This window comes from Nitrospirillum viridazoti CBAmc, from assembly GCF_000730165.1.
GTDB lineage: Bacteria > Pseudomonadota > Alphaproteobacteria > Azospirillales > Azospirillaceae > Nitrospirillum > Nitrospirillum viridazoti.
In genome coordinates this window covers 804,595-829,624 of the sequence record NZ_CP022111.1, presented here as the reverse complement: position 1 = coordinate 829,624, position 25,030 = coordinate 804,595, and the positions used below count along the sequence as shown (strand labels likewise).

The window sequence follows — 25,030 nt, the reverse complement described above, 5'->3', positions numbered from 1 at the left end:
CGCACAGCAGCGCGGCGCAAATCCGTCTCCACATCTCAAGCCCTTTCCAGCCGTGCCCCAGGGCCCGTTGTCCCCGGCACCGAACGATACGGTGTTGGACGTGCGGCGGATCATAGGCGGACCGGGCGACGGGCGGCGAAGCGGCCCTTTCGCGGGACCGTGGAGATCAGGATGATCACCGCGTTGACGCACAGTCTTTTGGGGGGTCCATGAAACGCGTCCGTTACCGGTCAACCCGCCTGGGGTCAGCCCGCCTGGGCTTGGCCCTGTTTCTCAGCGCCCTGACATATGCCGGGGCCGTCCCGGCGAACGCCGGGACCGCTGCAACGGATTACCACCCGTCGTTCAAGCCCGACCGATTGAAGGGGCCGCCACCAGGCAAGGCCAACGAGGTGCTGGTCTTGGGTAGCCCGCATTTGTCAGGGTTCAAGGCCGATCCGCGACCGGACATGCTGGAACCGTTGCTGACCCGCCTCGCGGCTTGGCATCCCACCGCCATTGCCACCGAAAGCCTCTCGGGCCTTCAATGTGACAGCCTGCGCCGCTATCCGGCCCGTTACGCATCGACCGTCCAGGATTATTGCCCCGACCTGACGGCCGCCGGGCAGGCCACGGGACTGGACGTGCCTGCGGCGACCGCCGAGGCCGAACGCCTGCTTGCGGCTTGGCCGGCCGCGCCCACCCCCGCCGATCGCCGTCACCTGGCGGCCATCTTCCTGGCGGCGGGGGAACCGGCCTCCGCCCTGGTGCAATGGCTGCGCCTTGAGCCGGGTGAGCGGCGGGAGGGGGACGGCGTGACCAGCGAGCTGGCCGCCAAGCTGGACACGCTGAAGAGCCGGCGCAACGAGACCTATCTGGTCGCCGCCCCGCTGGCGGCACGGCTGGGGCTGGAACGGGTGTGGAGCGTCGACGATCACACCGCCGACACGCCCGACCCGGCCGACCGCGACGCCTACGCGGCCGCGATCACCAAGGCCTGGGACAATCCCGCCACCAAGGCCCGCGAGGCCGCGGACAAGCGGCTGGAAGCCGACCTGTCCCTACCCGACGGGCTGCTGAAGATGTACCGGGCGTACAATGCGCCGACGGTCCCGCTGCTGACCTACCAGTCCGACTTCGGCGCCGCTCTCATGGAGCCGTCACCACAAGCCTTCGGCAGAGGCTATGTCGGTTATTGGGAGACGCGCAATCTGCGCATGGTCGCGAACATCCGCGACGTGCTGGGCCAGCATCCGGGCACGCGCCTGCTGGCCATCGTCGGCGCTTCCCACAAAGGCTACTACGAGGCCTATCTGGACCAGATGCACGACGTGCGCCTGGCGGATTCAAACGGCGTGCTGCGGTAAGCGATGACAAAAAGCGAAACACGCCAGCCAAGCCAAACAAACTGCTGATTCTATTGGAAGAAAATGGTGCCCAGGGGCGGAATCGAACCACCGACACGGGGATTTTCAGTCCCCTGCTCTACCAACTGAGCTACCTGGGCATCCAGAGGAACGTAGCAGGCGCTAAGTCCCTGATCTCGCGTGGGTTTTTGTGACCCGTTGCCGTGGCGTTGGCGTCCGCGGCGCGTCGAGGTGGCTGTATGTAGACAAGTCCGGCGGGCTTGTCCAGCCTGTTGTTTCGATCTTTTTCAGATTTTTTTTAGATGGCTGATTTTACTCGCAAATTTAGGGATATGACGGGGTGCCGGGACTCAGTCCCGCTCCACTCCTGGGGCGGTCTCGCCATCCTCGTCCGTCTCCTCGGTCACGGGCACGCGGTAGCTTTCGTTCAGCCAGCGTCCCAGGTCGACGTCGGCGCAACGGGGGGAACAGAAGGGCTTCGCCTCGGGTGCCGGCGGCCGGCCGCAGATGGGGCAGGCCGCGCGGGACTTGCGGGGCTTCAGGGGAATCGGTTGGTCGGTCATGGCAACATCACTCACATCACGGCGTCATCATCGTCGGACAAAACGCCCGGGGCCGGCGCGTCAGCCGCCACAAGGTCCAGCAGGGATGGTCCCCGGCGCTGGCGCGTCATCTCGACCAGGCCCAGGCGGGACATGCCATAGACCTGGGTATTGCCGGGATCGTCCGCCACCGCCCCGGTCAGGGCGAGGATCAGCCGTTCGCGGTCCGGCGGCCGCGACAGGTTGATGAAGTCCACCACCACGATGCCGCCCACATTGCGCAGACGCAGCTGGCGGGCGATTTCCGGCACCGCCGCCAGGTTGACGGCCAGGGGGTCGCCCTTCTCACCGCCGTTCACGTCGATGACGGTCAGCGCCTCGGTCCGCTCGATGACCAGGCTGCCGGCGGCGGCTCCCCGCAAGGGGACGCGCGGACGCAGCAAGGTGGCGATGGCGCCGTCCAGGTCCCCGCCATCGAACAGCGGCAGGCCGGTGGGGACGCGTTTCAGCGTTGGCAGCAGGTCGGTGGCGCGGTCGTCGCACCAGCGGCGCAGCTCCGCATACAGGTCCTGGCCGTTGGCGGCGCGGTCATCCACCAGGATGGCCGATACAGGCTGTCCCGTCTGTTCCATCAGGGCGCGGACGCCGGCATGGGGTGCAGCCAATAGCGTGGCCGGCGGTCCGTTGCCGGCCCGCGCCACGCCGCGCCAGTCCATCGCCAAGGCCTCCGCCTCCTGCGCCAGCCAATCGGCGGGCACGGCGGCGGCAGCGGCGCGCACGATCCAGCCACCTGCCCAGCCACCGGCCCGACCCTGGCTGCTGATGGGCACGGCGTCGCGCACCACGGTGGTGAGGCGCGCACGCTCCGCCGCGGCGCTGGCCCCCTGCCCCAGGCGCTTGGACACGTGGATGCCGGCCGCCAGCGGCGTGTGCACCAGGAAACGGCCGGGCAGCGCCACGTCCATGGACAGCAACGCGCCCTTGGCGCCCACGGGGTCGGCCTTGACCTGGACGATGATGGTCTGCCCGGCCCGCAAGGCCGTGCCGATGGGGCCCTGGGGCCGCGCGGCCGGACGATCCTTGGGGGCGCCCTTATCACGCCCCTGGGGCACGCGCACGTCGGCGGCGGGCAACAGACCGTCGCGGCCGGTGCCGATGTCGACGAAGGCGGCGTTCATGCCGGCAACGATACGGGTGACACGGCCGCGAATCACGGCGCCGGCCAGGGTGGGCCGCTCCACCCGGTCGATGTAGAGATCCGACAACACGCCGTCGGTCAGCACGGCGGCGCGGCGCAGGGCGGGCCCCTGCGCCGGCGATGTCACGTCGATATGGAGTTCGCGGGCCATCAGGGCCGGCCCGTCACGCGGCCAAGAGCGGATCGATGCCGGCGGCACGCAACAGGGCCGCCGTCTCGAACAGGGATAGGCCCACGACATTGCTGTGGGAACCGACCAGCCCGCGCGCGAAGAGTGCGGCGCGTCCCTGGATGGCATAGCCCCCGGCCTTGCCCACGCCCTCGCCACAGGCGAGATAGGCGTCGATCTCGGCGCGGCTCAGTTTCTTGAACAGCACGGCGGTCTGCACCAGCCGGGTGCGGACCTTACCCGCCGCGTCGATGACGCACAGGCCACCATAGACGCGATGGCGGCGGCCGGACAGCAGATCCAGGCAGCGGCGCACGTCGTCGGCGCTTTCCGCCTTGGGCAGGATACGGCGGCCGCAACCCACCACCGTGTCGGCGGCGAGGACGACCGACCCCGCGCTACGGGCGGCCACCACCTCCGCCTTGGCCTTGGCCAGGCGCAGGGCGTGATGGGCCGGCAGCTCATCCACCAGCGGGCTTTCGTCGATGTCGGCCGGGTCGATGCCGGCCGGCGTCACCCCGATCTGGGCCAGCAGTTCCCGACGGCGCGGGGAACTGGACGCCAGCACCAGCGGCGGGAGCTGTCGTGGCATCCGCCCCGTCCCGTCCGCTTGCACGCGCACCATGGGCGACCGTCCGCTTACTTGAAGCGGAAGGTGATGCGGCCCTTGGTCAGGTCGTAGGGCGTCATTTCGACGTTGACCCGGTCACCCGCCAGCACGCGGATGCGATTCTTGCGCATCTTGCCGGAGGTGTGGGCCAGCACTTCGTGTTCGTTATCGAGCTTGACGCGGAACATCGCGTTCGGCAGCAGTTCGGTCACCGTGCCGGAAAACTCGATCAAATCCTCCTTCGACATAACTTCCTTTCAGGAAAAAACGGGTGGACTGCGGGATACGCGCAATTTCGGCGACATAGGTGATGGCCCCGGCGGTCGCGGTCAAGTGTTTTCCAGGCGTCAGCAGGGGTGCGCCCGTGTCTTTGCGCGGCACTGTGGCTCTGGCCCCCTACCGCCCCCCCCTCAATCACGTAGGTGGCATCCCGGCGGATTGCAGGCCGCCGGTATCTTCAGGCCGGCCTCACGGCTGGCCCGAGGGCTTTTTCCTGGGCTTGCCGGTGGCATCGGCCTCCAGCGTCGCCTGCCGGTCGCGCCACAGCCAGGGCGGCTCCACCCGCCCGCCCCACATGCCGGCGCGGTGGCTCATGGCCAGGACCTGGGTGTTGTAATAGTCCGGCGTCAGGGCGGTGTAGGCCAGCGCCCAGCCGGCCCGCACCATGATGCCGGCGACGTCCCGCCCCTCCACCGTGCACACGGCCAAGCGCCGCTGCTTGGGCGGGCTTTCCTTGGTGGTGCAGCGGACGATCTTGTCCTGGACAACGGCCTGCAATTCCTTGGTCGCCTGGGCGAAACAGTCGTAAGTGGCGCCGCGTCGGTTCTGGCAGGTTTGGCCGGGGTCGGGCGCGTCGATACCGTACAGCCTGATCTCCCCCCCATCGACCAACAGGGTGTCCCCCTCGGTCGCCTGGGCATGCCCCTCGATGACATCGCCGCCCCCCCCGACAGGGGGCGGTGGGGCGGCCAGGGCGTCGGCGGACACGGTGAGGACGGCGATGAGGAGGGGAAGCGTCAGTCTCATGGGCGCCAGTCTAGCACCCGCCGCCGCCCACCCGCCATCGCCGCCCGCTGCCACCCAATCGCGCGGATTCGCGGCGCGGTTGACGCCGCCCAATAGCCCTACCCTTAGAATGCGGTTTAAAATTGGACAGCCGCGCGCATGAGAGCCGCGCGTGGGCGTTCGGGTTTGGACTGTTGCTGAGCAGGGCGCCGATGCACTATTCCCCTCCCCGATCATCCCCCGCGACACTACAGAGATAGGCTTGGCCCCATGACCACCGCCCCCGTCCTCGCCCGAATGGACCTTGTCGCCCTTCTGGATGACATCGCGGCGCTGGCGGTCGAGGCGGGGCACGCCACCCTTCCCTTCTATGAGGGCGACCACGGCGCCACCGCCAAGTCGGACGGCAGCCCCGTCACCCTGGCCGACCACGCCGCCGAGGCGGTCATCCTGCCCGGCCTGGCGCGCCTGACGCCCGCCATCCCAGCGGTGTCGGAAGAAGCGGCGGAGCGGGGCGAGATTCCAGCCGTGGCGGCCCGCCAGCCCTTCTGGCTGGTGGACCCGCTGGACGGCACCAAGGAATTCATCAAGCGCAATGGCGAGTTCACGGTGAACATCGCCCTGGTCGACAAGGGCCAGCCCGTGCTGGGTGTGGTCTACGCCCCGGCCAGCGGCGAGCTGTTCGCGGGTTCGCTGGCACCCAAGCCCCTGGCATGGCGCCAGCGCGCGGGCGGGGAGCGGGAAACCATCACCTGCCGCCCGCAGCCGCGCGCCGGCGTCACCGTCGTCTCCTCCCGCTCCCACGCCAATGACGAGGCGCTGGCGGCCTATCTCAAGGCCTATTCGGTGGCCGAGACCCTGGCCTGCGGCAGTTCCGTCAAGTTCTGCCGCATCGCCGAGGGCGTGGCCGACCTCTATCCCCGCTTCGGACCGACCTGCGAATGGGACACGGCCGCCGGCCACGCCGTGCTGCTGGCCGCCGGCGGCGGCATGACCACGCCGGAAGGCGATCCATTCCGCTACGGCAAGGCCGGCTTCCGTAACGGCCCCTTCATCGCCCACGGGAAATAAGGCCGAGGCACAGGCGAACCCTGCCCTTTTGAGTAAACCTTAGAGCTAATAGACCCCCTGGCCACCCGCTCGCAAACTACCTACATGTCTTTGATATGCAGGTGATTTGAGACGAGGGAGCCTTCGGCATGCTCTTGGCCAGCCTGTTCCGGTCCCTGATCAAGACCGGCCATCTGACACTGATCGACGCCCACGGCCGCCGCTACGAATTCGGCCGGCGCGACCCCGACGCCCTGCCGGGCGGAATCAGCCCCGGCGGCATCGCCGACGGCGGCCCCGCCAGCTACGGCCCCGTCACCGTGCGCGTGACCGATCCCAGCCTGCATTGGAAGCTGGCGCTGGCGCCACGCCTGTACGCCGGCGAGGCCTATATGGACGGCACGCTGGTGATGGAGGAAGGCAACATCTATGACCTGCTGGCGCTGGTCACCCGCAACAGCGGCTGGCAGCATATCGGCTGGTCCGATCACCTGATGGGCCCCATCGAGACACTGACGCGGTACGCCCAGCAGTTCAACCCGGCGCAACGGTCCAAGGCCAACGTGGCCCACCATTACGACCTGTCCGGCAAGCTCTACTCACTATTCCTGGACAGCGACCGCCAATATTCCTGCGCCTACTTCCCCACGCCGGAGACGACGCTGGAGGAGGCGCAGAGCCTGAAGAAGCGGCACATCATCGCCAAGCTGCGGCTGGAGCCCAGCATGAAGGTGCTGGACATCGGCTGCGGCTGGGGCGGGATGGCGCTGGAGATCGCCCGCCAGGCGCCGGGCGCACGCATAATGGGCATCACCCTGTCGGAGGAGCAACTGGCCGTCGCCCGCCAGCGCGCCATCGACGAAGGCGTTAACGACCGGGTGAGGTTCGAGCTGGTGGACTATCGCCACCTGAAAGGCCAAGGCTACGCCGGCCATTTCGACCGCATCGTCTCGGTGGGCATGTTCGAGCATGTGGGCCTGCCCCACTATCCCGAATATTTCGCCGCGGTGCGCGACCTGATGACGCCGGAGGGGGTGGCCCTTATCCATTCCATCGGCCGCCTGGACGGGCCGGGCGCCACCAACCCCTGGATCCGCAAGTACATCTTCCCTGGCGGCTATGTCCCGGCCCTGTCGGAGGTCATGCCGGCGGTGGAAAAGGCGCGCATCGTCACCACCGACATCGAAATCCTGCGCCTGCATTACGCCGAGACCCTGCGTGCCTGGCGCCACCGCTTCCTGGCCAAGGCGGATGAAGCGGCCGCGCTGTATGACGAGCGTTTCGTGCGCATGTGGGAATTCTACCTGGCGGGATCGGAATGCGCCTTCCGCTACCAGGGGCATATGGTCTTCCAGATCCAGCTGTCCAACGCCCTGGCCGCCGTGCCCCTCACCCGGGATTATATCCACAAGGCCGAGGAAGCCATGGCACCGCGCGCCCATACTCCGGCGATGGTGGCGGAATAAGGAAAATCAGGGTTTAAGGGCGGGATTGGCACCCCTTTTCCGCTCTTATCCCCATGATTATCCCCCTGTGGACAAAATCCATCCGCATGTTGCACTTGCCGTGCGCACGGCGGCCGGCTATGCCATGCCTCCCCCGCTGCTACACTGATGCCCATGGACACCAAGTTGACCGACCCCACCGCCCCCACCGGCGCGTTGCCCTATCGCACGCCGCCCCATAACCTGGAGGCGGAACAGGCGCTGCTGGGCGCCGCCCTGGTCAACAACAAGGCGCTGGAGAAGGTGGCCGAGTTCCTGCGGCCGGAGCACTTCTTCGACCCCGCCAACGGCCGCGTCTTCGCCGCCATCGCCAAGCTGGTGGAACGGGGGCAGATCGCCAGCCCGCTGACGCTGAAGGCCTATTTCGAGCAGGACGCGGACCTGAAGGAGATCGGCGGCACCGAGTACCTGGCCCGCCTGGCCGCCGGCGTCGTCACCGTCAGCAACGCCGAGGATTACGGCCGCATCATCCATGACGCCTACCTGCGCCGGCAGCTGATCGACGTGGGCGAGGACATGGTCAACGCCGCCTACAAGCACGACCTGGACGTGGTTGCCACGGACCAGATCGAGGAGGCGGAGAAGAAGCTGTTCGACCTCGCCTCCACCGGCGACGCGCAGGGGGGATTCATCCCCTTCGAACGGTCGCTGAAGGCAGCGATCGAGATGGCGGAGGCGGCCTACAAGCGGTCCAGCCACGTCACCGGCGTCACCACGGGGCTGCGCGACCTGGACGGCAAGCTGGGCGGCCTGCACCCCTCGGATCTCATCATCCTGGCCGGCCGCCCCTCGATGGGTAAGACGGCGCTGGCCACCAACATCGCCTTCAACGCCGCCCGCGCCCATATGAAGAGCAGCGGCAAGGAGGGGGCGCCGGTCGGCTTCTTCTCGCTGGAAATGTCGGCGGAACAGCTGGCCACCCGTATCCTGGCCGATGAGGCCGAGGTCAGCGGCGACAAGATCCGCCGCGGCGAAATCCACGGCAGCGACTTTCCCCGCTTCATCGAGGCCAGCAACTACATCTCCAAGGTGCCGTTCTTCGTGGACGACACGCCGGCCCTGTCCATCACCGCCGTGCGCACGCGCGCCCGCCGCCTGAAGCGCACCCATGGCCTGGGCATGATCGTGGTGGACTACCTGCAGCTGCTGCGCGGCGGCGGGATCAACAAGACCGACAACCGCGTGCAGGAAATCTCCGAGATCACGCGTGGCCTGAAGGCCATCGCCAAGGAGCTGGACCTGCCGGTGATCGCGCTGTCGCAGCTGTCGCGCCAGGTGGAAAACCGCGAGGACAAGCGCCCGCAGCTGTCAGACCTGCGCGAGTCGGGCTCCATCGAGCAGGACGCCGACGTGGTCATGTTCGTCTACCGCGAGCAGTACTATCTGGAGCGTGCTGAGCCATCGCGCCGTCCGGAGGAGGCGGAGGACAAGTTCAACGACCGCTACCAGCGCTGGCAGCAGCGCCTGGAAGAGGTGCACGATACGGCCGAGGCCATCATCGCCAAGCAGCGTCACGGCCCGGTGGGCACCGTGCGCCTGCACTTCCATGGCGAGTTCACCCGCTTCTCCGACCTCGACACCCACCACGCCCTGGCCGGTGCCGGCGACGATTACTGAGGAGCCGGGGGTGTCGTCCGTGGATTTCCCGAGCCAGGTGCCGGTCGGCGCCGGTGCCGTCCTGGCCATCGACCTGGATGCCATTGCGGGCAACTGGCGCGTCCTGCGCGACCATGCCCAGCGGACCGGCCGCGCGGTCGAATGCGCCGGCGTGGTCAAGGCCGACGGCTATGGCCTGGGTGCCGTGCCGGTGGCCACGGCCCTGGCCGAGGCCGGCTGCCGCAGCTTTTTCGTCGCCGATCTGGAGGAGGCCGCCGCCCTGCGCGCGGTGTTGTCCCCTGGCACCTTCTCCGGCGCGCGCGTCCTGGTCCTGCACGGCCCCACGGCGGGCACGGAGCGGGAGATGGCAGCCCTGGGCCTGACGCCCGTCCTGAACAGCCTGGACGACATCGCCCGCTGGCGGGCCACGGCGGTGGAGCTTGGCCGCGCCCTGCCCGCCTTCATCCATATCGACACGGGCATGAACCGCCTGGGCCTGGACGACCGCGACGCGCGGCATCTGGCCGCGGAGCCCGCCCTGCTGACCGGCCTCACGCTGGCGGGGTGGATGAGCCACCTGGCCAGCGCCGACGTGGCCGGCGACGGCCTCGCCGCCGAGCAGGACGCCCGCCTCCGGGCGCACCTGGCCCGACTGCCCCGGGCGCCGGCCAGCCTGGCCGCCTCCTCCGGCATCTTCCGGGAGCCGGCGCTGCTGCACGACCTAGTCCGGCCGGGGGCAGCGCTGTACGGCGTGAACCCGACGCCGGAGGCACCCAACCCCATGGCGCCGGCGCTGCGCCTGCTGGGCCGCATCCTGCAGGTGCGGGAGGTGCCGGCCGGGGCCACGGTGGGTTATGGCGCGACATATCGCACCACGGCGCCGGCGCGCCTGGCCACCATCGCGGTGGGTTACGCCGACGGCTACTGCCGGGCCCTGGGCTCCTCCGGGCATGTCACCATCGCCGGCGTACGCGCCCCCGTGGTGGGGCGCATATCCATGGATCTGCTGAGCGTGGATGCGACGCGGGTCCCCCCGGAAGCCCTGGTTCCCGGCGCCTTCGCCGAGCTGATCGGTCCCGATCGGCCGTTGGACGACGTGGCCGCGGATGCCGGCACCATCGGCTATGAGATCCTAACAGGGCTTGGCCGGAGGTTTTGCCGCGTGTATCAGGGGGCATGGCCTGTTGCGGCGCACCCGTGACGGGACAATGGCAGTTCGGCATTGTAAGTCCCTTATATGACTGAGGAGCGGAGCGGATGGGGTTCTTGAGCGGGATCGGCCGGGCCACCCTGGTGTTCCTGGCCGCCACCGGGCGGCTGGCCCTGTTCACGGCGCGCAGCCTGTCGCACTGCGTCCGTCCCCCCTTCTATCCCCGCCTGCTGGTCCAGCAGATGCGGGAGATCGGCTACAACAGCCTGCCCGTGGTGGGGCTCACGGCCCTGTTCACCGGCATGGTGCTGGCGCTGCAAAGCTATACCGGCTTCGCCCGCTTCAACGCCTCCAGCGCCATCGCCACCGTGGTGGTGCTGTCCATCACCCGTGAGTTGGGGCCCGTCATGGCGGGCCTGATGGTGGCCGGCCGTGTGGGCGCCGCCATGGCGGCCGAGATCGGCACCATGCGGGTGACGGAACAGGTCGATGCCCTGACCACCCTGTCCACCAACCCGTTCAAGTACCTGGTGGCGCCCCGCCTCCTCGCGGGCACGCTGATGCTGCCCTGCCTGGTGCTGGTGGCCGACATCATCGGCGTCTTCGGCGGCTATGTCGTCAGCATCTACCGCCTGGGCTTCAACCCGTCGGCCTACCTGACCAGCACGGCACAATACCTTGAGACCATCGATGTGGTCTCGGGCTTGGCGAAAGCGGCCGCCTTCGGTTTCATCATCGCGCTGATGGGCTGCTACAACGGCTACCATTCCAAGGGCGGCGCCCAGGGCGTGGGTGCGGCCACCACGCACGCCGTGGTTTCCGCGTCCATCATGATCCTGATGATCAACTATCTGCTGACGGGGCTGTTCTTCTCATGAGCACGGTATCCCCCCACTCTGGCACCCCCAAGATTGAACTCATCGGCGTCAAGAAGGCCTTCGGCCCGAAGAAGGTACTGGACGGCGTGGACCTCAGCGTCGCCAAGGGTGAGTCCTTCGTCATCATCGGCGGTTCGGGCACCGGCAAGTCGGTGATGCTGAAATCCATCCTGGGCCTGCTGCGTCCCGATGCCGGCACCATCAAGGTGGATGGGGAGGAGACGACCCACATCGGCGGCCGCGCCCGGGACCGGGTGATGACCAAGTTCGGCATGCTGTTCCAAGGCGGCGCGCTGTTCGACAGCCTGCCCGTCTGGCAGAACGTGGCCTTCGGCCTGATCCAGGGCCAGGGCATGAAGCGGTCCCAGGCGCGCGACATCGCCATCGAAAAGCTGGCCGCCGTGGGCCTGGGCCCCGATGTTGCCAACCTGTCGCCGGCGGAGCTGTCAGGCGGCATGCAGAAGCGCGTGGGCCTGGCCCGCGCCATCGCCACCACGCCGGAAATCATCTTCTTCGACGAACCGACGACGGGCCTGGATCCCATCATGGCCGACGTCATCAACGACTTGATCGTGAAGTGCGTGCGCGACCTGGGCGCCACCGCCCTGACCATCACCCACGACATGGCCAGCGCCCGCAAGATTTCCGACCGCATCGGCATGCTGTACCAGGGCAAGCTGATCTGGCAGGGCCCCACCAGCGCCATCGACGACAGCGGCAACGCTTACGTCGAGCAGTTCATCCACGGCCGGGCCGAGGGCCCGATCCAGATGCAGGTGAAGCTGGGATAAGGACCGGCGCGGATACGCCCGCCCCGCGCTTGAGGGAACCGGCGTTAAGCCGCCACCCTTCCCCAGCCGGCAACGGCCATTTCCAGGGGCAGGTCGACCTGCCGCCCCGCCGCCCAGGCATAGGCCGTTGCCATGTCGCTGAAGGCGCGCAGCTCGTGCCCGGGGATGAACAGACGGGCCAGGTTCAGGAGGAAGCGCAGGCCGGCGTTATGGCTGACCACGGCCGCCCGGCCGCCGGCACGGCCGCGCATGGCCTCCCCCATTATGGCGCCCATGCGGCGGATGGCGTCCGGCGAGACATTGCCGACATGCAACCGCAGGTCGGTCACGCTGTTCCACGTGGCGACGTCCATATTCCAGGCCAGGATTTCCTCGATGTAATCGGCGATGGTTTCACCGCCGACATCGTCCATGATCAGAACACAGATGATCCTGGATGAAGGATTCAATTTATGCTGTATTTTATACATTTCCGCACTGCCACCGGAAACGAGGACGGCGGAAGGGGTAACACAGCCGAAACTTTACCGGCATGATCATTTTACCGGTCACAATTTCAAAAACGTAACCAGCTTAGCTACATAGGTAGCAGACAGGTGCCCCCAATACTGGACGCCCGCCGGCACCGGCCTTTCCTGGAGTCACTTGTTCAGTCGACGTCACCCGCTTCATCCGGGGCGATGGGCCGGAAGTCGGCACGGTTGTACCGGCGGCCGCGTTTCACCGTGTAGACGACGCTGCGCAGGTTGGCGATATCCTGGGTCGGGTCCTTGGCGACGAACACCAGGTTGGCCAGCTTGCCCACCGCCACCGTGCCCATCCGCGACTCCAGGTTCAGGGCGCGGGCACCCATCTGCGTACCGGCCTGGATGGCGGCCAGGGGCGTGAAGCCGGCCTGGTGGACCAGCAGCTCCAGTTCCTCATGCAGGGCGGGATAGGCATCGGCGGCGGGCGTCTCGCCATCCGTGCCGGCGGAAATGGCCACGCCGGCGGCATGCGCCTGGGCGGTGATGCGGGCCGCCAGCTCACCGGGGCAATAGGAGCCGGGCGGGTTGGGCTGGCCGGCCCAGCGCTTGTCGCCCTCGGCATAGACGCGCACGGTGGCGTCCAGCACCTGGCCGTGGCGCTTCATGCCGTCAAACAGCCCGGCGAGAATGGGGTCGGGATTGCCGATACGGGCCGAGTCCACCGGCGCGCGGTCATGGTACTGCGTCGGCTTCACCGGCAAGGCCTGGTAGGCGAGCATGCAGGCGTGGGACAGCACATCCACGCCGGCCTCGATCTCCTCCGCCGGGGTGGCGGGGAAGACCATGGCATGGGCCCAGACGCGGAAGCCCTGGGCGTGCGCCTCGCGCGTGATGCCGGCCACCAGGTCGGCCGGCAGGTTGGCGTAAATCTTGATGGCACTGGCACCGGTGCCGCGCGCCAAGGCCACCGCCACCTTCAGGTCCGTGGCCGGGGTGATGGCCTGCATCCACGGCACCTCCCCCGGCGTATCGCCCTTGGCCGACGCCGCCGTGCGCGGGTCCTTGAAGAAGCTGGGGCCGGCCATCAGGGCCGCGTAGTAGATGTCCGGCGCCGGGATTTCGCCCAGCAGCGCCGATCGCGACAGGTCGGCCAGCGCGCGGGTATCGCCCGCCATGTCGCGCTCCGCCGTGACGCCGCCGTAGACCGCGCGACGCAGCAGCGCCTCCTCAGCCTTGCGGTTGGGCACGGTGGCGAGATGCACATGGGTGTCGATCAGGCCGGGCAGGACGTAGAGGCTGCTGGCATCCACCACCGTGGCGCCCCGGGCCAGCTCGGCCGGCACTTGGCCCACGGGCGCCACCAGGGCGATGCCCTGGCCCTTGGTCACGACCGCCATGCCGGCACGCGGCGCCGTCCCCGTGCCGTCGATCAGGGTGGCGCCGCGATAGATCACCACCGACTCCAGCGCCGGCCGCGCCTCCTGCGCCGCCGCCATGGGCGGCACCAGTACGGACGAGACCAGCAGGGCGGAGCGGAGAAGCGTGGCGAGGGGCTTCAAGGCGGTACATCCAGACAGGAAACGGGTGGTGGCAACTGTGGGCGCCAGGCCACGCGCTGTCAATTCGCGGCGGCATCACGGCATGGCCGCCCACACCATCCTGTCGTGCGTCCCGCACGCCCCTACCCCCTAAATCTAGTGGCTGTATACCCGGCGCCGGGGTGGCGGTTCCGTCACCCAAGCTGTTATGATGGCGACCGTCAGAACATCCCGTCAGGAACCCTTTCCCGTGGCCCGAAACACCAACCGCTACGTCTGCCAGAGCTGCGGCACTGCCCACCCCAAGTGGAGCGGCCGGTGCGAGGGCTGCGGCGCCTGGAACACCCTGGTGGAGGAGGCTGCCCCCGAGGCGGCGCCCAAGGGCCTGGGCAACAAGGTGCAGGGCCGCCGGCTGGAATTCGTGGAACTGTCCGGCGTGTCGGAGCAGGCACCGCGCCGCATGACCCACATCCAGGAATTCGACCGGGTGTGCGGCGGCGGCCTGGTGCACGGCTCGGCCCTGCTGGTGGGCGGCGACCCCGGCATCGGCAAGTCCACGCTGCTGCTGCAGGTCATCTGCCGCCTGGCCCAGGGCACATCCTGCGCCTATATCTCCGGCGAAGAGGCCGTGGACCAGGTGCGCATGCGGGCCTTGCGCCTGGGCCTGGCGGCGGCGCCGGTGAACCTCGCAGCCGCCACCAACGTGCGCGACATCGTGGCGTCGCTGGATGCGGCCGACGGCCCGCGCGTGGCGGTCATCGATAGTATCCAGACCATGTATGTGGACACGCTGGACAGCGCGCCGGGCACGGTGGCCCAGGTGCGGGCCTCCGCTTCCGAGTTGATCCGGGTGGCCAAGCGTCGGGGCATCACCCTGCTGATCGTGGGCCATGTCACCAAGGACGGCCAGATCGCCGGCCCCCGCGTGCTGGAGCACATGGTGGACACGGTGCTGTATTTCGAGGGGGAGCGCGGGCACCAGTTCCGCATCCTGCGCGCGGTGAAGAACCGCTTCGGCGCCACCGACGAGATCGGCGTGTTCGAAATGGCGGAGGATGGCCTGCGCGAGGTCGCCAACCCGTCGGAGATCTTCCTGGCGGAACGGCGCGGCGACGTGACCGGCACCGCCGTCTTCGCCGGGATGGAGGGCACCCGCCCCGTGCTGATGGAGGTGCAGGCCCTGGTGGCGCCGTCGCCCCTGGGCACGCCCCGCCGGGCGGTGGTGGGCTGGGACACGGCGCGCCTGGCCATGGTGATGGCGGTGCTGGAGGCGCGCTGCGGCCTCGCCATCGGCGCCAATGATGTGTATCTGAACGTCGCTGGCGGCCTGAAGGTCACGGAGCCGGCGGCGGATTTGGCGGTGGCCGCGGCCCTGGTCTCCTCCCTGACAGGGGAGCCTGTGCCGGCCGACGCGGTGGTTTATGGAGAGATCGGGTTGTCGGGGGAAATCAGGGCGGTGAGCCAGAGCGAGACGCGGCTGAAGGAGGCGGCGAAGCTGGGCTTCGGCACGGCGCTGGTGCCCACCCGGCGTAAGGGGTCGGGCGGCGACGCCGGCATGCGCCGCATCGAGTTGCACCACCTGTCGGATCTGCTGCCCCTGTTCCAGGCCGCCCCTGCGCAGAAAAGCGCACCGCCCAAGAACACACCCAAGGCCGTATCCGGCGGCGGGCGGGGCTGAGGCATCATGGATATCAACGGTTTGAACCCCCTGGACATCGCCGTCGTCGTCATCGTCGTGCTGTCGGCGCTGCTGGCCTTCGCCCGCGGCTTCGTGCGCGAGGTGTTGTCGATCGGCGCCTGGGTCGGGGCTGCCCTGGTCACGCTGTATGCCTTTCCCCTGGTCAAACCCTTCGTACGCGCCCATATCGAGCGTCAGATGATTGCCGACGGCGTCGCCATCATCACCCTGTTCGTGGCGGCCTTGCTGGTGTTGCAGATGATCTGCCATACCCTGGCAGGCCGGGTCAGCGACAGCGCCCTGTCGGCCATCGACCGGTCGCTGGGCTTCGGCTTCGGGGTGGTGCGCGGCGCGGTGCTGGTCAGCCTGGGCTATATGCTCATGGGCTACATCTGGCCGGACAATAAGCCCGACTGGCTGCGTGATGCGCGCACCCGGCCGGCGCTGGAGGCCGGGGCGGACATGCTGCGCACCCTTGCGCCGTCCGACCTGCGGCATGAGGGTGAAGGACGAATTGACGCCGCCCGGATGGAAGCCGAGCGGGCCCTGGCCGCCAAGCAGGACTTGGAACGGCTTCAAACCCCGGCGATCACCCCTGCGGTGAACGCGGGTGCCAAGCCGGGTGAACAGGGCTATAACGACCGCGAACGCACGGGCCTTGATCAGTTGATCGAGAATTCCGTCGATAAGAGGAAGCCGGAGTAAGGTTTCCTCACAACGGACCGCAACGTACCAACCTCGCGCGAAAGGCGCCCGGTGACCGCTCATGCTGACCACGAACCCCTTCGACGACGACAAGTTGCGCGAGGAATGCGGCGTCTTTGGTATCCTGGGCGCCACGGACGCAGCCGCCCTGGTGGCCCTGGGCCTGCACGCCCTGCAGCATCGCGGCCAGGAATCGGCGGGCATCGTCGCCTTTGACGGGGAGCATTTCGCCGTCCACCGCGCGTTGGGCCAAGTCGGCGACAACTTCAGTTCCGAGGCGGTCATGCGCCCCCTGAAGGGCAATGCCGCCATCGGCCATGTGCGTTACGCCACCACCGGCGACACCGCACTGCGCAACGTGCAGCCGCTGTTCGCGGATTTCGAGTTCGGCGGCTTCGGCCTGGCGCACAACGGTAACCTGACCAATGCCATGACCCTGCGCCGCCAGCTGGTGCGCCGTGGCTGCCTATTCCAGTCCACGACCGACACCGAGGTCATCGTCCACCTGATGGCGACCGCCCGGGGTGGCAGCGTCATCGACCGCATGGTCGAGGCCCTGCGCCAGGTCGAGGGCGCCTATTCCCTGGTCGCCATGGCCAAGGACCAGATCATCGGCGTGCGCGACCCGCGCGGCGTGCGCCCGCTGGTGCTGGGCATGCTGGGCGACGCGCCGGTCCTGGCATCGGAAACCTGCGCCCTGGACATCATCGGCGCCGACTTCGTCCGCGACATCGAGCCGGGTGAGATGGTGGTGCTGACCGCCGCCGGGGTGCAGAGCCTGCGCCCCTTCCAGCCGGAAAAGAGCCGCTTCTGCATTTTCGAGTACATCTACTTCGCCCGGCCCGACAGCCTGGTCGAGGGGTCCAGCGTCTACAAGGTACGCAAGGCCATTGGCGCCCACCTGGCGCAGGAAAGCCATGTGGACGCCGACGTGATTATTCCGGTGCCCGACAGCGGCGTGCCGGCGGCCATCGGCTATGCCGAGGAAAGTGGCATTCCGTTCGAGCTGGGCATCATCCGCAACCACTATGTCGGCCGCACCTTCATCCAGCCGACCGACAAGATCCGCCATCTGGGTGTGAAGCTGAAGCACAACGCCAACCGCCACTATATCCAAGGCAAGCGCGTCATCCTGGTGGATGACAGCATCGTGCGCGGCACCACCTCGGTGAAGATCGTGGAGATGATGCGGGCGGCCGGCGCCAAGGAGGTGCACATGCGCATCTCCAGCCCGCCCACCCGGCATTCCTGCTTCTACGGCATCGACACGCCGGAGAAGGAGAAGCTGCTGGCCCACAAGCTGTCGGTCGAGGAGATGAACCGCTATATCGGCTCCGACAGCCTTGCCTTCATCTCCAACGACGGCCTGTACAAGGCGCTGGGCCACGCCGGCCGCGACGCCAGCGGCCCGCAGTATTGCGATGCCTGCTTCACGGGGGACTACCCCATCCCGCTGACCGATTACGAGGGCACGCCGGGTGGCGAAGTCGCCTTCCTGGCGGAGCGCCGGGCCTAAGCACCACGCCAAATAGTTCTGTGCACAAACGAGCGCCCCCGGAAGAAGACTTCCGGGGGCGTTTCGATTCCCCATCCCCGGCCGCGCCAGGACCGTGCGCGGGATGGGGGCGCGGGATGGGGGCGCGGGCCAGGGCGGTGCGGGATGGCCCCGCTTATGTTCGGAGTTTGGGCGGGGTACCGCCCTCCGCCCTCTCCAGATGCCAATCCAGAGACCTCATCTCCGGCGGCAGGGCGTCTTGCCCGGACGCCCAAGCAAAGCCTTGCCGCATGTCGGAGAAGTGCCGGAGATCATAGTCCCGCATATAAACACGGGCCAGATTGACTAAGAATTTCTGGCCGGCGTTGTAGCTTACAACAGCGACCCGACTGCCATCATTATCCGGGGATCGCTTCAGCGTCCCCGACTCTTGCTTTTCATTAAGTAGCTTGGATATCCGCTCCAAAGACGAATGATGGATGTTGCCGATGAATGACCTCAGATCAACCAGGCAATTCCAAGTCCGGCCAACAGCGCCGCCCTGTATGATCTTCCCGATGTGATCCGCTATTTCATCGCCGTCCATGTCCCCACTATAGATAATGCATATTAACCGCAGTTGCGGAAAAAGCCGGTAATCAGCCCTGTGCATTAACCCTGTCCTACCGCGATAGGCAAAGGCTCCGGCCCGCTGTGTTGGCGCAGATTGGGCGTTGCGATCAGGTCCGGGAGCTTTATTCTATCAGGTCTTAATCAAACTTTTACCTGAACGGATGTACCGCTCGGGGGAGAAGCTACGCGTACTTGGATGGTGGCTTGGCCCGAGGAGGATCGTCGGCCTGTTTTGGGATCTTTTTTCAACACCCCCGGTGCGCCCGTCACGACCGCCTGCGTCTTCCGCGGGTGGGGCGCGGCCTGCACACCCCTACCCCATCAACCGTCTTAATTCCCAAACGACGGTGCCTTGGAACGCCATTCCTATGGTCGCTCCGGACACCGGCGCCCTTATGCGACCCCGTGACATCAGGAGTGGTCAAGGAGTGTTCCGACTGAACGCGAGATTGAACATGGCACGTTTTTTCGTGCCAATGAAGCACAAAATTTCGTGCCTCCGTCTTTCTCTTGCCGCCACTCCTCCCGCCCTCCGTCCGCGCGTCGAAGGGTTGCGCGCGACGCCATGACGGGACTGAAGGGCAGGTTACGCCAAGTTCGCGAGCACCTCGGCGAAACCCAGAAAAGCATGTCCGCCCGGTTCGCCCTGGGTGTGAACACCTGGCAGGGATACGAACGCCTGGGCAAGCTGCCCAAGGGCGAAACCCTGGCCCGTTTGCTGGAGTTGGACATCTCGGTGGATTGGCTGCTGACCGGCCACGGCAACATGCACCTGACGGGCAACCGGCCAGGGCTGGACACCCAGTTGCTGAGCCAGATCATCGATGGTGTGCTGGCGCTCTACGCCCATGACGGGCTGCGCAGCATGCCGGCGGAGCGAGGCCAGCTGATCAGCCGCATCTATGACCGGCTGATCGCGATCCCCGACGACAGGGAAAGGCGCGGCGCCCTGCGGTACGCGTTGGAACAGGCGCGGGAGGATCTGTTCAGGGCGGGGACCAACGGACCGCCGTGAGGAAAAGCCGGCGCCTCAGGTGGGCGTCGGCTTCACCGCCACGATGGGAGGAAGCTGAGTGACGCCCAGGCCTAGGGCGCGCAGGGCGGCCTCGTCCCGCGGCTGCCGGGGGCCGCCGGTCTGTCGCAGGGCGTTCAAGTCTATGCCCGTGGCCTGGCGCACCCGCTCGACCACCGCCGGCGGCGCGTCCGGGCCTGCGCTGAAGTCGAAGATCGCTTCCGGCGTCACCAGGCGCTTGGGCGCGGCCGCCAGCCACCACACGCAGGGGCCGGCGCAAGGGCCGTCGATGATGACGGTGATGCCCCGGTCGACGATGGTCTGCGCCAGGTCGGCCGCCGCCTGCGCGTCACCGCCCCCTTGCGACCAGATCACCAGCGTCCGGGCATCGATCGAGGTGATGCGGGCGATGGTGTCCCGCATGACGGTGGTCTTGGCCTCGCCATGGGCGCATACCAGGTTCTGCCCACCCACCCCGACGCCCGCGCCCTTCGCGTTGGGCCTGTGGCCATAGCTCCAGCAATTCAGGACCTGCTGGATGATGGGATCGGTCTCGCCCGGGCGCGCGGGCGGAAGGAAGTCGGCCCGGGCCGGCATATCGCCGGCCGCCAGCGCCACCAGAACACCAAGCGCGAGGACAAGTCGAGGGAAGAGAGCCATGGCTGCTGTCCGGGCGGAAATGAACGGGACTGATCTTATATGGCGGTGGGGCCCGGTATTCCAACCGAAAGCCCCGTCACCGGCTAGAGCGGATTTACACGATCAAGGGACTCAACCTGATCACGGTCCGCCCTAGGCACCCGCTTCCGCCAAGGCCGGTCCCTGGACCACCACCGTGCCCTTGCGGCCCAGCACCTTGGCCAGGCCGTCCAGGCGGCGCTGCACGGCATCGCCGTCCAGCATGGCGGCGTCGCGGGGCAGCAGCAGGGTCAGGGTGTCCGGCGTCAGCCGCAAGGCTGTGCGCTGCAACAGCGTGGCAGCTCCCCCGGTCAGCGTATGGGCCAGGCGCAGCGCCAGGCCCACGATCATGGCCCGGCTCAGCTGCGCCTCCGACAGCAGGGTGCGGGTCAGGCCCAGGGGCTGGCCGTCCATGGTGCCGGCATAGCGCACGAAGGAGGCCAGCGCCAGAAAGGCACGTTCGGCATGGTCGGCACCGGCGAACGGCATGCGCAACACCCGCAAATAGGCGTGCTCGGCGCGATAGTCGGGATGTTCCGACCACCCCAGGTCGGACAGCAGGCAGGCGGCGGTGCGCAGGCGCGCGGCCGCCTCATCCTCTCCGGCGAACAGGGGGGCCGTCCATTGCGTCAGGGTGGCGGCCTCGCCGAACCGGCCCAGCCGTTCCGCCACCTGGGTGCAGCTGTCGATCAGGGGGTCGCGCCGCCGCTCTTCGGCCGACAGCTGGTCGAACAGGAACCCTTCACGCAGCCCGTAGGCGGAGAAGACGACGTTGGACGGCTGCACGGTGCGCAGCACCCGCTCCATCACCAGGGCCGCCATGGGCAGCGTTTCCAGCCGGCGGCGGGAAACGCCCGGCATCTTCTCCAGGGAGGCGCGGCTTTGCCGCCCCACCAGCCCGGCGAAGTCAGCCATAACCCGGGCATCGACCATGTAGTGATGGATGATGTGCAGCGGGTGTCCCGTCTGCTCCATGTGCATCTTGGCCAGCGCGCGCCAGCCGCCGCCCACGGGGTGGAATTCCCGCCCCCGGCCATCCAGGGCCCACGGCAGCTTGGCCAATTGGGTGTCGATCAGCTTGGCCGCCGATCCCGGCTTGCCCTCCACCGCCTCGATCAGGCGCAGGGGCCCCAGCGGCAGGGTTGCTTGGCGGCCGATGAGGCCCTTGTCCAGCGTCACCAGTTCCAAACTGCCGCCGCCCAGGTCGCCCATCAGGCCATCGGCGCCGGGGGTCCCCGACAGCACGCCCATGGCGGACAGCCGCGCCTCCTCCTCCCCCGCCAGGACTGTGACGGGGACACCGGTCAGCGCCTCTACCTCCGCCACGAACTTCGGGCCATCCTTGGCGTCGCGCACGGCGGCGGTCGCCAGGATGTCCACCCGCCCCACCTGCATGCCCTCGATCAGGCGGCGGAAACGGGCCAGATTGGCCAAGGCCAGTTTCACTCCCTCGGGGTGCAGCTTGCCGGTCTTCTCCACCGACCGGCCCAATCCGCACATGATCTTCTCGTTGAAGATGGCGATGGGCGAGCGTTCCAGGCGGTCATAGACCACCACCCGCATGGAGTTGGAACCGATGTCGATGACGGCCAACCGGTCGGCGCCAACGTGGCGTTCAGGGGCGGGTCGGTCAAGCTTTACGGGCATGGCATCCGGTACGGGCTAAGGCAGGCAATTCAGTCGGCACGCTTCGCGGCCTTGGCGGCCGCCTTCAGCAACAGCTTGGCCGGCCCCTTGGGATCGGTGACCGCGCTGCTGCCCCGCCCCGACAGGCTGGGGTTGGTCATGAAGAACGTGTGGGCGTTGAAGGCGCCCAGCGGTGCTTCGATACGATGATACTCGCCATCAGGGCTAAGCTGCCAGCTTTGCGCCTCATCCTTCAGGTTGGCGACCATGATCTGGTCCATCACCTGACGGTGGCAGGACGGCGTCTCGATGGGCACCAGCGTCTCGATGCGGCGATCCAGGTTGCGCGGCATCCAGTCGGCGGAGGAGATGAAGACCTTGGCGCCGGGGTGCGGCAAGCCCACGCCGTTGCCGAAGCAGACCACGCGGCCATGCTCCAGGAAACGGCCGACGATGCTCTTCACCCGGATATTTTCCGACAGGCCCTTCACCCCCGGCCGCAGGCAGCAGATGCCGCGGATGACCATGTCAATGCTGACGCCCTGCTGCGACGCCTCGTACAGCTTGTCGATGATGCGGGCGTCCACCAGGGAGTTCAGCTTCACCCAGATCTGCGCCGGGCGGCCGGCGCGGGCGTGGGCGATTTCCGCGTCGATCAGGCTGACCAGCCGGTCGCGCAGGCCGATGGGGGCGATGGCGATCTTCTCCAGCGCCTTGGGCGTGGCGTAGCCGGTCATGTAGTTGAACATGTGGGCCGCGTCGTGCACCAGCGCCGGGTCGCAGGTGAAGAAGCTGAGATCGGTGTAAATCTTGGCGGTGATGGGGTGGTAGTTGCCGGTGCCGAAATGAACGTAAGAGCGCAGGCCCTTCTGTTCCCGGCGCACCACCAGCGACACCTTGGCGTGGGTCTTCAGGTCGACGAAGCCGTAGACCACCTGCACGCCCGCCCGTTCCAGGTCGCGCGCCCAACGGATGTTGGCCTCTTCATCGAAGCGGGCCTTCAGCTCCACCATCGCCGTGACGCTCTTGCCCGCCTCCGCCGCCTCGATCAGGGCGGCGACGATGGGGGAGTTCTTGGAGGTGCGGTACAGCGTCTGCTTGATGGCCAGCACCGACGGATCCTGCGCCGCCTGGCGCAGGAACTGCACCACCACGTCGAAGCTCTCGAACGGGTGGTGGACGATGATGTCCTTGTGGCGGATGGCGGCGAAGCAGTCGCCGCCGAAATCGCGGATACGCTCCGGGAAGCGGGCGTTGTACGGCTGGAACAGCAGGTCCGGCCGCTCATCGATGATCAGTTGCTTGGTCTCCGCCGGACCGATCAGGCCGTCCAGCACGAACACGTCGTCGGTCGGCACATGCAGTTGGCCCGCCAGGAAGTCGCGCAGGTCGCGCGACATGCCGGCGTTGACGCACAGCTGGATGACGCTGCCGCGGCGGCGGCGCTTCAGCGCCGTCTCGAAGGTGCGGACCAGGTCTTCGGACTCTTCCTCGATTTCGATGTCGCTGTCGCGCAGCACGCGGAAGAAGCCATGTCCCTTCAGGGTGAAGGGCGGGAACAGCCGGTCGATGAACAGCAGCACCAGCTCTTCCAGCAGGATGAAGCGCACATCGCTGCCCGGCAGGCGCACGAAACGGTCCAGCTGCGCCGGCAGCAGGACCAGGGCGTCCAGATGGGTGTTGCGCGCCGGGTCGTACAGCTGGACGGCCAGCGAGAAGCCGGAATTGGCGATGAAGGGGAAAGGATGGGCCGGGTCGACGGCGATGGGCGTCAGCACCGGGAAGATATCGTCCAGGAACTTCGCTTCCAGCCAGTCGGTCTCCGACGGGGTCAGCTCGCCGGGGTCGATGGCGGCGATGCCGGCCTTGGCCAAGTCGGCGCGCATCATTAGCCAACACGCCTGCTGTTCGCGCATCAACTCGGCGGCGCGCTCGTTGATGGCGGCCAGTTGCTGCGCCGGGGTCAGGTTGTCGTCCGAGGGGGTGGCGACGCCAGCCGTCACCTGCGCCTTCAGCGCCGCGACGCGGACGGTGTAGAACTCATCCAGGTTGCTGGCCGAAATGGACAGGAAACGCAGCCGCTCCAGCAGCGGATGCTGGGCGTTGTACGCTTCCTCCAGAACGCGCTGATTGAAGGCCAGCCACGACAGTTCGCGGTTGATGAACCGGTCCGCCGACGTCATATCGATGGGGGTGGACTCAGCTTCGCGGATCGGGGTTTCCACCGCCGTGGACATGGTCGCCTCATTAACAGCACGGGTATCGGGTCGATCACCATAGGCCGCCAACGTTACCGTTTCTGGTTCTCGCGTTGTCGATCCCGTTGTTTTCGTACCCATTCCTTTTTTCTTTTCCGGGGCCGCCGGTTCCACAGCGGGCTCGGGCAGCCGGTCCATCCTGGGGGATGTCGCGTGAAGACCCTGTTCCTGCTCCGGCATATGAAATCCTCCTGGGACGATGACAGCGTCCCTGATCATGAGCGTCCCCTGTCGTCCCGGGGGGAGCGCGCGTTAACGACCATGGCCGACTATTTCAGGCGCCGCAAGGGTGGAACACCCCAGCCCGATCTCATCCTCTGTTCCACGGCCGCCCGTACCAGGGCCACGCTGGCGGGCCTGCTGCCCCTGTGGCGCGAGACGCCACCCATGAGCGTGGACCGAGTCTTTTATATGGCGTCGGCCCGCGCCCTGGCCGATCGGCTGCGCGCCTTGGCCGACCCCACCGCCACCGTCCTGCTGATCGGGCACAACCCCGGGCTGGAGGAGCTGGCGCTGGACCTGGCCCAGGCGGAAGAGACCCCTCTTCGCACCCGCATCATGGAAAAATACCCGACCGGCGCCCTGGCGCGGCTGGAATTGCCCCTGGACCGATGGGCTGATCTTGCCCCGGGGACTGGTCGTCTGGCCGAATTCGTCACGCCGAGGGAGGTGGCGTCGGCGTAACGGCCGGCACCCGGGCATCAACCGTCAGGGTTGTATAATCCATGCAATCAAGCGATGCGCCCCAGACAAAAACTATCCCATCCCAAATCTGCAAACTCCATCAAAAAAGTAGATGGCAGTGGGCTGCATCAATGGCATAAGGCGCGGCATTCCACGATCATGCGGCGGCGGAAGACGAAACCGATTTCACTTTCGGACACCGCCTATAGGTTGCACATCGACTGTGCAGCCCTTTGCCCGCAATTTGGCCAATCCTCCACTTTCGGTTAGGGACAGGGCAGCGTTCCTGCCACGAATGAGCAGGCCATCCCCCTTGATTCTTAACGACTTATTAATGGCGCGGTACACCATTCGGCTCCCGGCACGTCTTTTGCGTTAGCGTAGTAACGTGACGTTCTTTGCTGCGACGCACAAAAGCTAATCAAGAGAGTGGGGGA

The 25,030-nt window shown here is 67.3% G+C and carries 23 protein-coding genes and 1 tRNA gene; 12 read left to right on the top strand and 12 right to left on the bottom strand.

The window, feature by feature from the left end:
* Positions 1 to 209: 209 nt before the first annotated feature.
* Positions 210 to 1,346, top strand: a complete 1,137-nt coding sequence (locus Y958_RS17045) for a DUF5694 domain-containing protein (RefSeq protein ID WP_211098675.1) — start codon at positions 210 to 212, stop codon at positions 1,344 to 1,346.
* A 64-nt stretch (positions 1,347 to 1,410) separates the two neighbouring features.
* On the opposite strand, the gene Y958_RS17040 is transcribed toward Y958_RS17045, so the two are convergent.
* The 6 genes from Y958_RS17040 to Y958_RS17015 all read right to left on the bottom strand — a co-directional run bounded on the left by Y958_RS17040 (position 1,411) and on the right by Y958_RS17015 (position 4,891).
* Positions 1,411 to 1,486 (bottom strand) — tRNA-Phe (locus Y958_RS17040).
* 210 nt (positions 1,487 to 1,696) lie between these two features.
* Positions 1,697 to 1,909 carry a DNA gyrase inhibitor YacG gene (locus Y958_RS17035; protein ID WP_088873193.1) on the bottom strand — a complete coding sequence of 71 codons (213 nt, stop codon included), beginning with the start codon at positions 1,907 to 1,909 and terminating at the stop codon, positions 1,697 to 1,699.
* Between the two features lie 11 nt (positions 1,910 to 1,920).
* Complete coding sequence (locus Y958_RS17030) at positions 1,921 to 3,237, bottom strand: ribonuclease E/G (RefSeq protein ID WP_088873192.1); 1,317 nt, start codon at positions 3,235 to 3,237, stop codon at positions 1,921 to 1,923.
* A 13-nt stretch (positions 3,238 to 3,250) separates the two neighbouring features.
* The gene (locus Y958_RS17025) at positions 3,251 to 3,847 is read right to left on the bottom strand and encodes a Maf family protein (RefSeq protein ID WP_088873191.1); all 597 of its coding nucleotides are present in this window, start codon (positions 3,845 to 3,847) and stop codon (positions 3,251 to 3,253) included.
* A gap of 47 nt (positions 3,848 to 3,894) precedes the next feature.
* On the bottom strand, positions 3,895 to 4,113 hold the full coding sequence (gene infA, locus Y958_RS17020; protein WP_044559220.1) for a translation initiation factor IF-1: 219 nt from the start codon (positions 4,111 to 4,113) through the stop codon (positions 3,895 to 3,897).
* 220 nt (positions 4,114 to 4,333) lie between these two features.
* On the bottom strand, positions 4,334 to 4,891 hold the full coding sequence (locus tag Y958_RS17015) for a thermonuclease family protein (protein ID WP_186291450.1): 558 nt from the start codon (positions 4,889 to 4,891) through the stop codon (positions 4,334 to 4,336).
* 249 nt (positions 4,892 to 5,140) lie between these two features.
* Here Y958_RS17015 and cysQ point away from each other — a divergent pair, with 249 nt between their 5' ends.
* From cysQ to Y958_RS16985, 6 genes are all read left to right on the top strand, one after another.
* A complete protein-coding gene (gene cysQ, locus Y958_RS17010; protein ID WP_244909564.1) occupies positions 5,141 to 5,941 on the top strand; it encodes a 3'(2'),5'-bisphosphate nucleotidase CysQ in 801 nt (266 codons plus the stop codon).
* Between the two features lie 128 nt (positions 5,942 to 6,069).
* Positions 6,070 to 7,386 (top strand): SAM-dependent methyltransferase, encoded by a 1,317-nt coding sequence (locus tag Y958_RS17005; protein ID WP_088873188.1) that lies wholly within the window; start codon positions 6,070 to 6,072, stop codon positions 7,384 to 7,386.
* 153 nt (positions 7,387 to 7,539) lie between these two features.
* Entirely contained in the window at positions 7,540 to 9,042 is a 1,503-nt protein-coding gene (locus Y958_RS17000; protein WP_186291449.1) for a replicative DNA helicase, read from the top strand.
* Between the two features lie 19 nt (positions 9,043 to 9,061).
* Entirely contained in the window at positions 9,062 to 10,222 is a 1,161-nt protein-coding gene (gene alr / locus Y958_RS16995) for an alanine racemase (protein ID WP_244909563.1), read from the top strand.
* Between the two features lie 56 nt (positions 10,223 to 10,278).
* Complete coding sequence (locus tag Y958_RS16990) at positions 10,279 to 11,049, top strand: MlaE family ABC transporter permease (protein WP_004274441.1); 771 nt, start codon at positions 10,279 to 10,281, stop codon at positions 11,047 to 11,049.
* Complete coding sequence (locus tag Y958_RS16985) at positions 11,046 to 11,840, top strand: ABC transporter ATP-binding protein (RefSeq protein WP_088873185.1); 795 nt, start codon at positions 11,046 to 11,048, stop codon at positions 11,838 to 11,840. The genes Y958_RS16990 and Y958_RS16985 overlap by 4 nt, the downstream gene beginning before the upstream one ends.
* 44 nt (positions 11,841 to 11,884) lie before the next feature.
* On the opposite strand, the gene Y958_RS16980 is transcribed toward Y958_RS16985, so the two are convergent.
* Positions 11,885 to 12,253: a hypothetical protein gene (locus Y958_RS16980; protein WP_004274439.1), complete on the bottom strand. Its 369-nt coding sequence runs from the start codon at positions 12,251 to 12,253 to the stop codon at positions 11,885 to 11,887.
* A 236-nt stretch (positions 12,254 to 12,489) separates the two neighbouring features.
* Positions 12,490 to 13,866 carry an amidohydrolase family protein gene (locus tag Y958_RS16975; RefSeq protein ID WP_244909562.1) on the bottom strand — a complete coding sequence of 459 codons (1,377 nt, stop codon included), beginning with the start codon at positions 13,864 to 13,866 and terminating at the stop codon, positions 12,490 to 12,492.
* Positions 13,867 to 14,095: 229 nt separating this feature from the next.
* Here Y958_RS16975 and radA point away from each other — a divergent pair, with 229 nt between their 5' ends.
* The 3 genes from radA (at position 14,096) to purF (ending at position 17,744) form a co-directional block, all read left to right on the top strand.
* Positions 14,096 to 15,523, top strand: coding sequence for a DNA repair protein RadA (gene radA / locus Y958_RS16970; protein WP_088873183.1), 1,428 nt, complete (start codon positions 14,096 to 14,098; stop codon positions 15,521 to 15,523).
* A gap of 6 nt (positions 15,524 to 15,529) precedes the next feature.
* The gene (locus Y958_RS16965) at positions 15,530 to 16,228 is read left to right on the top strand and encodes a CvpA family protein (protein ID WP_040850101.1); all 699 of its coding nucleotides are present in this window, start codon (positions 15,530 to 15,532) and stop codon (positions 16,226 to 16,228) included.
* Between the two features lie 61 nt (positions 16,229 to 16,289).
* Positions 16,290 to 17,744: an amidophosphoribosyltransferase gene (purF, locus tag Y958_RS16960; protein ID WP_004274437.1), complete on the top strand. Its 1,455-nt coding sequence runs from the start codon at positions 16,290 to 16,292 to the stop codon at positions 17,742 to 17,744.
* 154 nt (positions 17,745 to 17,898) lie between these two features.
* On the opposite strand, the gene Y958_RS16955 is transcribed toward purF, so the two are convergent.
* On the bottom strand, positions 17,899 to 18,309 hold the full coding sequence (locus Y958_RS16955) for a hypothetical protein (protein WP_004274436.1): 411 nt from the start codon (positions 18,307 to 18,309) through the stop codon (positions 17,899 to 17,901).
* A gap of 654 nt (positions 18,310 to 18,963) precedes the next feature.
* Here Y958_RS16955 and Y958_RS16950 point away from each other — a divergent pair.
* Entirely contained in the window at positions 18,964 to 19,350 is a 387-nt protein-coding gene (locus tag Y958_RS16950; protein WP_088873182.1) for a hypothetical protein, read from the top strand.
* Between the two features lie 15 nt (positions 19,351 to 19,365).
* On the opposite strand, the gene Y958_RS16945 is transcribed toward Y958_RS16950, so the two are convergent.
* The 3 genes from Y958_RS16945 to Y958_RS16935 form a co-directional block, all read right to left on the bottom strand.
* Positions 19,366 to 20,007: a hypothetical protein gene (locus Y958_RS16945; RefSeq protein WP_145727564.1), complete on the bottom strand. Its 642-nt coding sequence runs from the start codon at positions 20,005 to 20,007 to the stop codon at positions 19,366 to 19,368.
* Positions 20,008 to 20,139: 132 nt separating this feature from the next.
* Positions 20,140 to 21,672, bottom strand: a complete 1,533-nt coding sequence (locus Y958_RS16940) for a Ppx/GppA family phosphatase (RefSeq protein WP_088873180.1) — start codon at positions 21,670 to 21,672, stop codon at positions 20,140 to 20,142.
* A 29-nt stretch (positions 21,673 to 21,701) separates the two neighbouring features.
* A complete protein-coding gene (locus tag Y958_RS16935) occupies positions 21,702 to 23,888 on the bottom strand; it encodes an RNA degradosome polyphosphate kinase (RefSeq protein WP_186291448.1) in 2,187 nt (728 codons plus the stop codon).
* A 174-nt stretch (positions 23,889 to 24,062) separates the two neighbouring features.
* Between Y958_RS16935 and Y958_RS16930 the strand changes: the two genes are divergently transcribed.
* On the top strand, positions 24,063 to 24,593 hold the full coding sequence (locus Y958_RS16930) for a SixA phosphatase family protein (RefSeq protein WP_211098674.1): 531 nt from the start codon (positions 24,063 to 24,065) through the stop codon (positions 24,591 to 24,593).
* Positions 24,594 to 25,030: the final 437 nt, after the last annotated feature.

Coding starts and splice junctions, on each gene's coding strand:
- Y958_RS17045 (WP_211098675.1), top strand. CDS start 210: ATGAAACGCGTCCGTTACCGGTCAACCCGCCTGGGGTCAGCCCGCCTG.
- Y958_RS17035 (WP_088873193.1), bottom strand. CDS start 1,909: ATGACCGACCAACCGATTCCCCTGAAGCCCCGCAAGTCCCGCGCGGCC.
- Y958_RS17030 (WP_088873192.1), bottom strand. CDS start 3,237: ATGGCCCGCGAACTCCATATCGACGTGACATCGCCGGCGCAGGGGCCC.
- Y958_RS17025 (WP_088873191.1), bottom strand. CDS start 3,847: ATGCCACGACAGCTCCCGCCGCTGGTGCTGGCGTCCAGTTCCCCGCGC.
- infA (WP_044559220.1), bottom strand. CDS start 4,113: ATGTCGAAGGAGGATTTGATCGAGTTTTCCGGCACGGTGACCGAACTG.
- Y958_RS17015 (WP_186291450.1), bottom strand. CDS start 4,891: ATGAGACTGACGCTTCCCCTCCTCATCGCCGTCCTCACCGTGTCCGCC.
- cysQ (WP_244909564.1), top strand. CDS start 5,141: ATGACCACCGCCCCCGTCCTCGCCCGAATGGACCTTGTCGCCCTTCTG.
- Y958_RS17005 (WP_088873188.1), top strand. CDS start 6,070: ATGCTCTTGGCCAGCCTGTTCCGGTCCCTGATCAAGACCGGCCATCTG.
- Y958_RS17000 (WP_186291449.1), top strand. CDS start 7,540: ATGGACACCAAGTTGACCGACCCCACCGCCCCCACCGGCGCGTTGCCC.
- Y958_RS16990 (WP_004274441.1), top strand. CDS start 10,279: ATGGGGTTCTTGAGCGGGATCGGCCGGGCCACCCTGGTGTTCCTGGCC.
- Y958_RS16985 (WP_088873185.1), top strand. CDS start 11,046: ATGAGCACGGTATCCCCCCACTCTGGCACCCCCAAGATTGAACTCATC.
- Y958_RS16980 (WP_004274439.1), bottom strand. CDS start 12,253: ATGGACGATGTCGGCGGTGAAACCATCGCCGATTACATCGAGGAAATC.
- Y958_RS16965 (WP_040850101.1), top strand. CDS start 15,530: ATGGATATCAACGGTTTGAACCCCCTGGACATCGCCGTCGTCGTCATC.
- purF (WP_004274437.1), top strand. CDS start 16,290: ATGCTGACCACGAACCCCTTCGACGACGACAAGTTGCGCGAGGAATGC.
- Y958_RS16955 (WP_004274436.1), bottom strand. CDS start 18,309: ATGGACGGCGATGAAATAGCGGATCACATCGGGAAGATCATACAGGGC.
- Y958_RS16950 (WP_088873182.1), top strand. CDS start 18,964: ATGTCCGCCCGGTTCGCCCTGGGTGTGAACACCTGGCAGGGATACGAA.
- Y958_RS16945 (WP_145727564.1), bottom strand. CDS start 20,007: ATGGCTCTCTTCCCTCGACTTGTCCTCGCGCTTGGTGTTCTGGTGGCG.
- Y958_RS16940 (WP_088873180.1), bottom strand. CDS start 21,672: ATGCCCGTAAAGCTTGACCGACCCGCCCCTGAACGCCACGTTGGCGCC.
- Y958_RS16935 (WP_186291448.1), bottom strand. CDS start 23,888: ATGTCCACGGCGGTGGAAACCCCGATCCGCGAAGCTGAGTCCACCCCC.